Raw genomic sequence first — 12,547 nt, 5'->3', positions numbered from 1 at the left:
TTTCGGATTTTACCCGCAGCTTATTTAGCTGTAGTTAACATAAAATTTGTTAAATTAGCTATTGAGTTTTGATGCGGAAATTAACGTGGCTTTAACAAATAAACGAGTGATTCTTTTTATTATTCTGCTGGTTCCAATAAGGGAAGTACCAGCTGCAATGGCAAATCAAACTAGTCTGCTGGGCAATGCCTGGAATACATTGACTGATAACGTTTCACAGACGTGGAATGAACCACAACACTATGATTTGTTTATTCCGGCGATAACCTGGCATGCGCGCTTCGCATACGACGAGGAAAAAATAGAGAAATATAACGAACGACCATGGGGCCTTGGGTTCGGACAAACGCGATGGGATGACAGCGGGAACTGGCATGGCTTGTATTTGATGGTGTTTAAAGATTCCTTTAACAAATGGGAGCCAATTGGTGGTTACGGATGGGAGAAAACCTGGCGCCCGCTGACGGATGATAATTTCCACATAGGGCTAGGCTATACACTCGGTGTTACCGCTCGTGATAACTGGAACTACATTCCACTGCCGGTGATCCTGCCTTTGGCATCTGTAGGATATGGCCCGGCGACCTTCCAGATGACCTATATCCCTGGAACTTACAACAACGGTAACGTTTACTTCGCCTGGCTACGCTTCCAATTCTGAGCGGCGGTATATGCCAGAATCAATCCAAACCCATATGTTTTCTATCTATTGTTTGAAAATACGGGCTGCTGCACACTTTTTAAAAGAGGTAGCAATTTTTCTCACTTTTTAGCTAATCTGGGCTGGACAAAATCCATCACAATTGGTGTACTGGTGTTCGACACAGCATTTGTGTCGTTTTTCATGTAAAGGTAATTTAGATGTCTAAGATTAAAGGTAACGTTAAGTGGTTTAACGAGTCAAAAGGCTTTGGCTTCATTACTCCGGAAGATGGTAGCAAAGACGTGTTCGTACACTTCTCTGCAATCCAGAGCAATGGTTTCAAAACCCTGGCTGAAGGTCAGCGCGTTGAGTTTGAAATCACTAACGGTGCCAAAGGCCCATCTGCTGCAAACGTAATGCCTATCTAAGGCATTACCAGTAGAATATAAAAACCCGCTAAGGCGGGTTTTTTTTGCTTTAAATTCAGTAAAATAGATAAACTTTCACAAAGCTCACCACAATTAGCGTGCTTATCAGCACCGCAGTCCACTCAGCAACACGTTGTTTCGTCATTATTTGCCCCACGCTATTTTTCAAACAGAGTGGCAGACGAAAATTAAGCTAACCTTAACGTGCTACTAATTAGTGGCCGTATGCCAATGAAACTAACCAAAATGCGATGGCGGTCATCGTCAATGAACCGGCGAGGTTCAGTAGCATGTTTAATCCTGCCCATGCCAGACGCCCGTCCTGTAGCAGGAATACCACTTCAGCCGAAAAGGTTGAAAATGTCGTCAGGCCACCGCAAAAACCGGTGGTGATCAACAATTTCCACACTGGGTCGAGATGAGTCATTCTGGTGAACAAGGCCAGGCCGAGGCCGATAATAAATGCGCCTACCAGGTTAGCGACCAATGTTCCAACTGGAATAGCGGCATGCACCGGGTTGAATCTCATACTGAGCAACCAGCGCGCAACGCTGCCCGTCCCGCCGCCAATAAACACGGCTAATAGCATCTGTAACACGATGTTTTCCTGTTCGATCTAATGCGCAAGAGAATGAGTGTAACGTCAGTACGGGACGTTTCACACCGGGTATACTGAAAATATTCGCGACCTTTTGGGAAACCACAATGAAAGTTGCCGTAGGGCAGTTTGCAGTGAGTAAAGACTGGCAGGAGAACGTACAAACCTGTCTTGGGTTTATGGCTCAGGCCAAAGGCGCGGGAGCACAATTGCTGGTGTTGCCCGAGGCGGTGCTGGCACGAGATGACAACGACCCCGATTTGTCGGTCAAATCGGCACAAACGATGAACGAAGCGTTTATTGAGCAGCTTTGTGAGCAAAGCCGTGATGACCAACTCACCACAATCCTGACACTGCACATCAAAACCACGCCTGGGCGAGCGGCCAATACTTTGCTGGCGATTCGCGGTGGTGAGGTGATAGCCCGTTATAAGAAGCTTCATCTTTACGATGCGTTTAACGTGCAAGAATCCCGGCTGGTTGATGCGGGAGAAAGTTTGCCGCCAGTGATTGAGATCGCTGGCTTTAAAGTAGGCTTAATGACCTGTTACGATGTACGCTTTCCAGAGATGGCTTTAAGTCTGGCATTAGCGGGGGCGGAAGTGTTAGTTCTGCCAGCTGCCTGGTTGCGTGGCCCAAACAAAGAAATGCACTGGTCCACTCTTCTTGCCGCTCGAGCGCTTGATACTACTTGCTATGTTGTTGCTGCTGGTGAGTGTGGTAATAAAAACATTGGCCACAGCCAGGTTGTTGATCCGCTTGGCGTTGTGATTGCGGCTGCAAATCTGCAGCCGACGTTGATATATGCTGAACTGGAAAGGCAGCATCTTGCCAATGTGCGAGCCATGTTACCGGTGTTGAAAAACCGACGTTTTGCTTATCCACAACTGCTGTGATTATTTTTTGACCAGCTCTTGATTCAACTTGTTACAGGTTGCTATTGTATAGCACGAGAAAATGACCGTTAATTGTCTCAGTGTATGATTCGCCGTATTCACGGCATGCATGATTAAAGAAGGTTGCTATGGGTGAGATTAGTATTACTAAGTTGTTGGTGGTTGGTGCGCTGATTGTTTTGTTATTTGGCACCAAGAAGTTGCGTACACTCGGTGGCGACCTCGGCGCGGCAATCAAAGGCTTCAAGAAAGCCATGAATGAAGACGAGACCGGCGCGAAGTCTGCCAACAATACAGATGCAGCAGCGGACCGTATTACGCACAAAGACTGAGCAAGACTCAGCTTTCACGGACAGATATAAAAAAACCGGCCTTTTATGAGCCGGTTTTTTTGTCATCTGCAAATCATAAGTAACGATTTGTTACATCGTTATTTGACTTCCATGCCTTTAGCCTGCAGGTCTGCATGGTAAGAAGAACGTACAAATGGGCCGCAAGCTGCATGGGTAAAGCCCATCGCCAGCGCTTCCGCTTTCATCTCTTCGAACTCATCCGGGCTAACATAACGCTGCACAGGTAAGTGATGGCGGCTTGGCTGCAAATATTGACCAAGGGTCAACATCGTGACGCCGTGACGACGGAGATCGCGCATCACTTCCACAATCTCTTCATTCGTTTCGCCTAAACCTACCATTAATCCAGATTTAGTTGGGATATCCGGGTGCGCTTCTTTAAAACGCTCAAGCAGTTTCAGAGACCAGTTGTAGTCAGCACCAGGGCGTACTTTACGATAAATACGCGGTACGTTTTCCAGGTTGTGGTTGAACACATCTGGTGGTGTGGCGGTGAGGATCTCTAACGCTTTGTCCATGCGTCCGCGGAAATCCGGTACCAACGTTTCAATTTTGATCGTTGGGTTTTTCTCGCGAATTGCACTGATGCAATCGGCGAAATGCTGGGCACCTCCATCGCGCAGGTCATCACGGTCTACAGACGTGATAACTACATAGCGCAACGCCATGTCAGCAATGGTTTGGGCAAGTTTAGCGGGTTCGTTGGCGTCTGGCGCGACAGGGCGGCCATGAGCAACATCGCAGAACGGGCAGCGGCGTGTACAAATTGCGCCCAGGATCATAAAGGTTGCCGTTCCGTGGTTGAAACATTCTGCCAGGTTAGGACAGGAAGCTTCTTCACACACCGAGTGCAGACCATTTTTACGCATTGCCGCTTTGATACCCTGAATTCGGGTCGAATCAGATGGAAGTTTGATCTTCATCCATTCTGGTTTTCTTAACAGCTCCTGGCGCTCGGTCACCACGTTTTTAACCGGGATCAGAGCCATTTTATCGGCGTCGCGGTACTTGACGCCGCGTTCCATTACAATGGGTTTACTCATATCGTACGTGTTCCAGTTGCTGAAAAAAAATCAGGCTAATCGAGTGTTTTATTTATCAACTATTTTTTAATAGCGCGCGCAGTATACCATCACTGGGGGGAATAAATCAGCCTGGCAGAGCAGTAAATGGGGAAAGAATTGTAAATGGTTTGTTGGATTGTGCGCTTTTTTACGTTAACAATTGGCAAGCTGACCCCGCAGCGAAAGCCGCGAGGCCGGGATGTCTACACTTTCTCAAATTCGTGAATGATCGCGTCGATGACTTCTTGCAGTATTGCATCGCGCGAGCTGAGTTTGTTGAAGTGCATGGTAGTGCCCAGAGGAATGGCCGATAATCTCTCACATTCAACCGTTTTAAGTCCGAATTGGTGAGAAAACATTTCAAATATTTTGTATGGCATAAAGCCAATGAGATCGCTGGTGCTGAGCATTGAAACGATGGCTAAGAGGTTATAGCTGCTAAATGTGATTTGGCGGTTTGGTAAGAGCTCATTAATCAGTTGGCGAGTATCGGCCAACAACTCTTCCTGCATAATCAAAAATGTATAATTGATTCCGTGAATATCATTGGCGGAGAAAATTGATTCTGCATTAGGGTGATCGTGGCGACATACCGCAACCAGGCGGTCATCAAACAATTTGTGGCTATTGATTCCGGGGCCATGATGGTGACGATTATCGATAGCAATATCAGCCTGAAATTGTGATAACTGGCGTTCTGCCACTGGCACATTGCGAACAGATAATTTCGGATTCACTTTCTGAATGGCCGAATAGATTCGTGGCATCAATAGTGCGCCTGATGTGGGTGAGCACGCGACGGTGATAATGCGCTCTTTTTCGTAATTATTGTTGATATCTAAGGCGCACAGGATCGATTCAAATCCCTGGCTAATATATTCATGCAAATGTGCAGCATAGGCTGTAGGTGTGACACCTTGCCCCTTACGGATAAACAGTGGGTCAGGGAATGTTGACCTCAATTTTTGGATGGATTGACTGATAGCCGAAGGTGTTAAATTTAACACTTTAGCTGCATTGACGATCCCTTTATGAATGTAGACTGCTTCGAAAATTGTTAATAAATTAAGATCAATATTTCGTAATGCTTTGAAAGTTGGGTGATGATTTTTTTCATATCTGTCCATGAAATGTTTCTCTTTGGTGAACTAACTCTTAATTCCATTCAGATTATATTATTTAAATAATTATGCATTAATGACAGTGATGTATTAGGTGTGAACCATATTAAAAATTAATTATAAATGGAATTATACATTTACCAAATCAATGTCTTAAGTGATTGCTGTTATATATTAATGGTCGATATATTTATATATGAATATAAAAGGTAAGGTGGTTATTTAGTCAGGGGAAGTTATACAAAACTAATCATAAAGTAAAGCGATGCTGAATAATGTCACAGTGAAAACTGCACCGGTTTAAGATGCAGTCGTCATAATAATTAATATCATACAGTTAGATATTTAACTGGTGGATTATTGAGCAGGGCAATAAAGTTATTGATCAGCAATGGTTGAACATCTTCCAGTGATGCTCCTGGACGTAATGAACTCACTTGGGTCATTTCAAGACCAGCGTAACCACATGGATTGATTCGTAAAAAAGGACTCAGATCCATATCAATATTCAATGCTAACCCGTGGAAAGAGCATCCTTTGCGGATGCGTAGACCCAGCGAGCAAATCTTACGCCCATCAACATAGACGCCAGGCGCATCGGCGCGAGGATAGGCTTCTATTCCCAATTCTGCGAGTGTGTTAACTACCGTTTGCTCAAGGATAGTGACCAGTTCCCGCACGCCCAGTTTGCGGCGTTTCAAATTAAGCAGCACATACATCACTTGCTGCCCTGGCCCGTGATACGTCACCTGGCCACCGCGATCACTTTGGATGACAGGGATATCTCCGGGAACCAGTACATGTTCCGCTTTCCCTGCCTGGCCTTGTGTAAATACGCGCTCGTGTTCTACCAGCCAAATTTCATCGGCGGTGGTTTCATCACGGGTATTGGTAAAGTCATGCATCGCCTGTGAGATAGGCTCGTAGGGCTGTAGGCCTAGTTGGCGGATTTGAATAGTATCTTGAGACAAAACATCGTCTCCGGCAGGTTAGAAAGTTGTGGGAGTATATCACAGCGGGAAAAGCAGTACCCGGCCAGCAGGCCGGGTGGCAAATCACAATACCATACGAACGATTTCAATATTACCCAGTTCTGCGTACAGCGTTTCAACTTGCTCAATGTGGGTCGCATTAATGGTAATCGAGACAGAATGGTAATTACCTTTGCTGCTCGGTTTAACCTGCGGGGTGTAGTCACCAGGTGCGTGGCGCTGCACCACCTCAACGACCAAATCAACCAGCTCAGGTTTCGCCAGACCCATTACTTTGTAAGTAAATGAAGTCGGGAATTCGAGCAATTCTTTCAGATTGGTTTTCATGGTAGCTCCAGCGTTACGGCATTAAAAATGATAACTCCCGCCAGCAGGGGCGGGAGTTGCTTTGATTCATAGTATATGGGGATGACTTCTACACTTTCAAGTGTTCAATTATTAACCAAACCAATGGTGGAACATCAGTTTGATGTAATCAATGATTCGACTGAAGAAGTTACCTTCCGGCATTTCCTGAAGTACGACCAGCGGACGCTGTTCGATAGTCTTGCCATCCAGTTGGAAATTGATGGTTCCGACAACCTGGTTCTTTTGCAGCGGCGCGTGCAGTTCGGTGGTGTTCAGCACATAACTGGCTTTCAGGTCTTTCATACGGCCACGTGGGATTGTCAGATAGACGTCTTTATCAACCCCTAACGATGCACGGTCGTTATCGCCGAACCAGGCAGGTTCTGAGGCAAACTCTTTGCCGGCTTTCAATGGAGAAACTGTCTCAAAGAAGCGGAAACCCCAGGTCAGCAGTTTCTTGCTTTCTGTTTCGCGACCTTTGTAGGTGCGCCCACCGAGCACTGCCGAAATCAGGCGCATCTGGCCTTCGGTGGCAGAAGCGACCAGATTATAACCCGCAGCATCAGTATGACCGGTTTTGATGCCGTCAACTTGCAGGCTGGTATCCCACAGTAAACCGTTACGGTTAGTCTGGCGGATATTATTGAAGGTGAACTCTTTTTCTTTGTAGATAGCGTATTCGTTTGGTACGTCACGAATCAGTGCCTGGCCGATCAACGCCATATCACGCGCAGAGCTGTACTGACCTTCAGCATCGAGGCCGTGTACTGTCCCGAAATGGGTGTTTTTCAGGCCAAGAGCAGAAACATAGCTGTTCATCAGACCGACGAACGATTCCTGGCTACCCGCCACGAAATCAGCCATTGCCACGGAAGCATCGTTACCGGATTGCAGGTTGATACCGCGAATCAGTTTGGAAACGGGAACTTGCATGCCTGGTTTCAGGAACATCAATGATGAGCCTTTAAATACCGGGTTACCGGTTGCCCATGCATCTTGTCCAACGGTCACAATGGAGCTTTCGTTAAATTTACCGGCTTTCATCGCCTGACCGATGACGTAGCTGGTCATCATTTTGGTCAAACTAGCAGGATCACGGCGCGCGTCAGCATTGGATTCTGCGAGGACTTTGCCTGAGTTGTAATCGATCAGGATGTACGCTTCAGCATCAATCTGCGGCACGCCCGGGATCATGGTTTTAATGTTCAGGTCGTCAGCGTGTGCAACAGCCATCCCCGAAAGAGTGAGGGCAGTTGTTAGCGCCAGGCGTTTAACAAAACGAAAAGAAGGGGCTGTATTCATGATTAGAACAACGACATCCATGATAGGAATAAAAAAAGTGCCTTACTATAGCAAAAGCGATTTTTGCTGGCATCCGTCTTTGCGCATCATTTGTTAATGGAATTTACACTAACTGACGCACAGCGGATGCCAGACATAATCACTTACATAGCGGGTGCGTTAGTGATGAAAGATTGTTGTTGGGCTTCGCTCATCAGGCGTTGTTGCAGTGCGGCAGCTTCGCCTTTGCTATTAAATGGCCCAAGTTGTACACGGAACATCGCCCCATTACTGGAAACCTTACCCGGTACGCCAAACTGCTGGCTAAGTTTTTGCTGCCATTGGTTAGCACGAGTCTGGTCACTGACCGCACCCACCTGAACTACGTAGTGGCCGGTGGCAGCAGGAACAGCAGCCTGTGCGCTACCCTGAACGGAACCTGGGGCGGTAACCGGTGCGCTTTGTTGAACAGTAACGGGCTGAACTGGTGTGACTGATACTGCGGGCGCAGGCTGATCGCTTTCAATGACACCTGCTGCGAGTGGGGTTGCCGCGCCGAGAAAACCACTGTTGCTCACAGGAGCTCCAGTGGTATCTTCACTCTGTAATGTAGAATTACTAATGGCGCGAACATCACCCTGAGGCGCATCAACAGGCGCAGAAGTTGCTCCCCCCATACCGGTGTTTAAATCCGGTCGAGCGGGTAGGGCATAGGTTTGTTTGGCAACGGTCGTACAGACCGTACCCGGGCCTGACATGGTGCCATCTTGCGCCACCAGAATCGGGTCGATACGGACTTTAGTATTGTTCGAGGTGTTCAGGCGGTCAGCTGCGGCGCGAGACAATGAAATCACACGGTCATTGCCGTATGGGCCACGGTCATTAATGCGCACAATAACCATTCGGCCATTTGCGAGGTTAGTGATTCGCGCATAACTCGGAACAGGCAGTGTCGGGTGTGCTGCCGTCAACGCTGAGGGATCAAAGGTTTCGCCAGATGCAGTCAAATTGCTGCCTGGTTCTGCGTCATAAATGGCAGCAAGACCGGCCTGGCTGAAGTTGGCCGGGTTTTGCACGATTTTGTATTTCTTACCGTTATTTTCGTAATCCTGGTTTACCGAAGGATTCAACGGTTCGAAACGCGGGTCTGCGCCGCTGATTTCAACCACCGGGCCATTACACACCGCGGGTTGCGGTTGCTGGTTCACTTGCTGTTGGTCGCCGTCATCAGACGAGCAGCCAGCCAGTAATGCAGCCACTACACAGATCCCAAGCCAACGCTTTACCATTACCCACCTCATCAACTTACACGCTTTTTGATAACATTTTTCTGTGGGTATGTATCGACATCACGATACCAAACCCGGCCATCAGAACAATGAGTGCCGAGCCCCCGTAACTCACCAGCGGCAAAGGTACTCCGACCACCGGTAAGATACCACTAACCATACCAATGTTAACAAACACATATACGAATAAAATCAACATTAGGCCACCAGCCATAACTCTGCCAAATGTTGTTTGCGCGCGAGCGGCGATCACAAGGCCACGCATGATGAGTAGCAGGTAGAGCGCCAGCAAGACTAAAACACCGACCAGACCTAACTCTTCGGCAAGAACCGCGAAGATAAAGTCAGTGTGGCGTTCGGGTAAAAATTCAAGCTGTGACTGTGTTCCGTGCAACCAGCCTTTGCCGCGCAGCCCACCAGAGCCAATAGCAATTTTAGACTGAATAATGTGATAGCCCGCGCCGAGAGGGTCAGTTTCCGGATCAAGCAGCATCATTACGCGAGCGCGTTGATAATCGTGCATCAGGAAGAACCACAAAATTGGAATAAATGCGGCAACCAACAGTACGGCAATACCGATAAGTTTCCAGCTCATACCCGATAAGAACAGAACGAACAGGCCGGATGCGGCGATCAGAATCGAGGTCCCGAGATCGGGCTGAGCAGCAACCAACAGCGTCGGCATGAAAATTAATATCAGCGCGATACCGGTGTTTTTAAGCGTAGGTGGACAAACGTCACGGTTGATAAAGCGAGCGACCATCAAGGGGACAGCAATTTTGGCTATTTCGGATGGCTGGAAGCGCACGACACCGAGGTCTAGCCAGCGTTGAGCACCTTTGGATATTGCCCCAAACGCATCCACCGCGACCAGCAAGATGATACAGACGATGTACAAGTACGGAGCCCAGCCCTCGTAAACACGGGGCGGGATTTGAGCCATCACGATCATCACCACCAGTCCCATCAGGATCTGGCCGATTTTACGCTCCATCATGTCCATATCCTGGCCACTGGCACTCCAGATAACCAGCGCACTAAAAATAAGCAGCGCCAGAATGGTCACCAGAAAGAGCGGATCGATATGGATTTTATCCCAGAACGACTTTTTGTTTGGATTATCAGTCATGGTTATTGATCCTCTGCACCTGCTGGCGCGGGTGCTTCATCAGGCAGTACCGTGTTGTCATCCCCGAGCATGATATGGTCGAGAATCTGGCGCATGATGGTGCCTACAGCGGGGCCTGCACCGCCGTTTTCCAGAATCATGGTGACGGAAACTTTTGGATTGTCGTAAGGCGCAAACGCCGTCATTAATTTATGGTCGCGTAAGCGTTCAGCAATTTTGTGCGCGTTATAGGTTTCGTTAGCTTTCAGGCCAAACACCTGCGCGGTCCCTGACTTCGCCGCCACTTTATACGGGGCATTGGCGAAATATTTATGAGCGGTACCGTTAGGACGGTTCGCAACGCCATACATCCCGTCTTTGGCGATTTCCCAGAAACCAGAGTGGATGTCGCCGACCGGCGGTTGTACCGGCTGCTGCCACGGCACTTGCTTGCCGTTTTCAACGGTGCTCATCAAGAAATGAGGTACGCGGACGATGCCATCGTTAATCAGAATCATCATCGCTTTACTCATCTGGATTGGCGTTGCCGTCCAGTAACCCTGGCCGATACCGACAGGAATGGTGTCACCCTGATACCACGGTTTCTTAAACCGCTTCTGTTTCCATTCACGGGTTGGCATGTTACCGGCTCGTTCTTCAGACAGATCGATACCCGTGTAATGCCCATAGCCAAACTTGCGCATCCACTCACCCATGCGGTCGATGCCCATGTCATAGGCAACCTGGTAGAAATAGGTATCAGCAGATTCTTCCAGTGCTTTGGTGATATTCAGGCGGCCGTGGCCCCATTTTTTCCAGTCACGATAGCGTTTTTCAGAACCTGGCAACTGCCACCAGCCTGGGTCAAATAACGTAGTATTGCGGGTGATCACCCCAGCGCTTAATGCGGACACCGCCATATACGGTTTTACCGTAGAAGCAGGAGGGTAAACCCCTTGTGTGGCGCGATTGATCAGCGGTGTATTCGGGTCATTCAATAAACCGGAATAGTCTTTGCTTGAAATGCCATCGACAAACAGGTTCGGGTTATAACTTGGCATGGAAACCAGCGCCAGAATACCGCCAGTGCGCGGGTCGGTGACCACCACTGCGGCACGGCTTCCCGCCAGCAAGGTTTCAATGTAATTCTGTAGTTTAAGGTCGATAGTCAGATAAATATCGTGCCCGGCCTGCGGTGGTACTTCTTTGAGCTGGCGAATCACACGGCCACGGTTGTTCACTTCAACTTCTTCATAACCAGTTTGGCCATGCAGAACATCTTCGTAATAGCGTTCGATGCCCAGCTTACCGATGTCATGCGTTGAGGCGTAGTTTGCCAGTTTGCCGTCTTTATCGAGGCGCTCAACGTCTTTATCGTTGATTTTAGAAACATAGCCAATGACGTGCGTCAACGCTGAGCCGTACGGGTAGAAGCGGCGTTTATAGCCTTTCACTTCCACGCCCTGGAAGCGGTACTGATTCACGGCAAAACGCGCAACCTGTACTTCGGTGAGGTTGGTTTTGACCGGAATTGATGTAAAGCGATGCGAGCGCGAGCGCTCTTTCTTAAAGTTGGCAATATCATCATCGGTTAAATCCACCACTGAGCGTAAAGCCTCCAGTGTTGCCTGCACGTCATCCACTTTCTCTGGCATCATTTCAACCTGATAAATGGTGCGGTTAAGTGCCAGTGGGGTGCCGTTGCGGTCATAGATGATGCCGCGGCTAGGAGGGATTGGAACCAGTTTTATGCGGTTTTCATTAGAACGAGTTTGGTAGTCGGTGAAACGGACGATTTGCAAATTATAAAGGTTGGCGACAAGCACACCGCTTAACACCAAAATACCAAGAAACGCGACCAGCGCCCGGCGCACAAAAAGCGCAGACTCAGCTGTATAGTCACGAAAAGAATTCTGTAATTTCATCCGCAGCTTTGTTCTACCTGACGATATTTACTCACGGTGATAAGGATGGTTTGTCGTGATGCTCCACGCGCGGTACAGGCTTTCTGCCACCAGAACTCGCACTAAAGGGTGGGGCATAGTCAGATTCGACAGCGACCAGCTTTGCTCTGCGGCAGCTTTGCACGCAGGGGCGAGGCCTTCCGGTCCGCCAATCAGCAGGCTGACATCTCGACCATCCTGTTTCCAGCGTTCAAGCTGCACGGCAAGGTGCGGCGTATCCCATGGTTGCCCCGGGATATCCAGCGTGACAATTCGGTTGCCCTTGCCGGCCGCTGCTAACATCATTTCGCCTTCTTTTTCGAGAATGCGTTTGATATCGGCATTTTTGCTGCGTTTTCCCGCAGGGATTTCTACCAGTTCAAAAGGCATATCCTTTGGGAAACGACGCAGGTACTCGGTAAAGCCGGTTTGTACCCAGTCAGGCATTTTAGTGCCGACTGCGACTAGTTGCAGCTTCACGCA

General features: G+C 48.4%; 14 protein-coding genes. 4 read left to right on the top strand and 10 right to left on the bottom strand.

The genetic code is table 11. The features are described from left to right. The first annotated feature begins 136 nt into the window (after positions 1–136). Together pagP and cspE are read left to right on the top strand one after the other, a co-directional pair. Positions 137–661, top strand: a complete 525-nt coding sequence (gene pagP, locus MNO13_RS18020) for a lipid IV(A) palmitoyltransferase PagP (protein WP_338423843.1) — start codon at positions 137–139, stop codon at positions 659–661. A gap of 200 nt (positions 662–861) precedes the next feature. Beyond that, positions 862–1,071: a transcription antiterminator/RNA stability regulator CspE gene (gene cspE / locus MNO13_RS18015; protein ID WP_004100146.1), complete on the top strand. Its 210-nt coding sequence runs from the start codon at positions 862–864 to the stop codon at positions 1,069–1,071. Positions 1,072–1,285: 214 nt separating this feature from the next. Here cspE and crcB read toward each other — a convergent pair whose 3' ends face one another. Beyond that, positions 1,286–1,669, bottom strand: a complete 384-nt coding sequence (crcB, locus tag MNO13_RS18010) for a fluoride efflux transporter CrcB (RefSeq protein ID WP_232886062.1) — start codon at positions 1,667–1,669, stop codon at positions 1,286–1,288. A 107-nt stretch (positions 1,670–1,776) separates the two neighbouring features. Here crcB and MNO13_RS18005 point away from each other — a divergent pair, with 107 nt between their 5' ends. Then, positions 1,777–2,565 (top strand): deaminated glutathione amidase, encoded by a 789-nt coding sequence (locus MNO13_RS18005; protein WP_241939091.1) that lies wholly within the window; start codon positions 1,777–1,779, stop codon positions 2,563–2,565. Positions 2,566–2,693: 128 nt separating this feature from the next. After that, positions 2,694–2,897, top strand: a complete 204-nt coding sequence (gene tatE, locus MNO13_RS18000) for a twin-arginine translocase subunit TatE (protein ID WP_064548732.1) — start codon at positions 2,694–2,696, stop codon at positions 2,895–2,897. Between the two features lie 98 nt (positions 2,898–2,995). Here tatE and lipA read toward each other — a convergent pair whose 3' ends face one another. The 9 genes from lipA to rlmH all read right to left on the bottom strand — a co-directional run bounded on the left by lipA (position 2,996) and on the right by rlmH (position 12,544). After that, positions 2,996–3,961, bottom strand: coding sequence for a lipoyl synthase (lipA, locus tag MNO13_RS17995; protein ID WP_064548730.1), 966 nt, complete (start codon positions 3,959–3,961; stop codon positions 2,996–2,998). A gap of 224 nt (positions 3,962–4,185) precedes the next feature. After that, a complete protein-coding gene (locus MNO13_RS17990) occupies positions 4,186–5,109 on the bottom strand; it encodes a YbeF family transcriptional regulator (protein ID WP_241939090.1) in 924 nt (307 codons plus the stop codon). Positions 5,110–5,432: 323 nt separating this feature from the next. Further along, positions 5,433–6,074 carry a lipoyl(octanoyl) transferase LipB gene (gene lipB / locus MNO13_RS17985; RefSeq protein WP_241939089.1) on the bottom strand — a complete coding sequence of 214 codons (642 nt, stop codon included), beginning with the start codon at positions 6,072–6,074 and terminating at the stop codon, positions 5,433–5,435. An 84-nt stretch (positions 6,075–6,158) separates the two neighbouring features. Beyond that, the gene (ybeD, locus tag MNO13_RS17980) at positions 6,159–6,422 is read right to left on the bottom strand and encodes a DUF493 family protein YbeD (RefSeq protein ID WP_064548724.1); all 264 of its coding nucleotides are present in this window, start codon (positions 6,420–6,422) and stop codon (positions 6,159–6,161) included. 111 nt (positions 6,423–6,533) lie between these two features. Next, positions 6,534–7,745, bottom strand: coding sequence for a D-alanyl-D-alanine carboxypeptidase DacA (gene dacA / locus MNO13_RS17975; protein WP_064548783.1), 1,212 nt, complete (start codon positions 7,743–7,745; stop codon positions 6,534–6,536). 143 nt (positions 7,746–7,888) lie between these two features. Beyond that, positions 7,889–9,013, bottom strand: coding sequence for an endolytic peptidoglycan transglycosylase RlpA (gene rlpA / locus MNO13_RS17970; RefSeq protein WP_241939088.1), 1,125 nt, complete (start codon positions 9,011–9,013; stop codon positions 7,889–7,891). Positions 9,014–9,029: 16 nt separating this feature from the next. Next, positions 9,030–10,142 (bottom strand): peptidoglycan glycosyltransferase MrdB, encoded by a 1,113-nt coding sequence (gene mrdB, locus MNO13_RS17965; RefSeq protein WP_064548720.1) that lies wholly within the window; start codon positions 10,140–10,142, stop codon positions 9,030–9,032. A gap of 2 nt (positions 10,143–10,144) precedes the next feature. Continuing rightward, positions 10,145–12,046, bottom strand: coding sequence for a peptidoglycan DD-transpeptidase MrdA (gene mrdA, locus MNO13_RS17960; RefSeq protein ID WP_064548718.1), 1,902 nt, complete (start codon positions 12,044–12,046; stop codon positions 10,145–10,147). A 27-nt stretch (positions 12,047–12,073) separates the two neighbouring features. Continuing rightward, complete coding sequence (rlmH, locus tag MNO13_RS17955; RefSeq protein ID WP_034456714.1) at positions 12,074–12,544, bottom strand: 23S rRNA (pseudouridine(1915)-N(3))-methyltransferase RlmH; 471 nt, start codon at positions 12,542–12,544, stop codon at positions 12,074–12,076. Between the last annotated feature and the right edge of the window lie 3 nt (positions 12,545–12,547).

The organism is Buttiauxella ferragutiae (assembly GCF_022637515.1).
Lineage (GTDB): Bacteria > Pseudomonadota > Gammaproteobacteria > Enterobacterales > Enterobacteriaceae > Buttiauxella > Buttiauxella ferragutiae.
The sequence above is the reverse complement of the archived record's forward strand: the minus strand, read 5'-3'. Positions and strand labels throughout refer to the sequence as shown.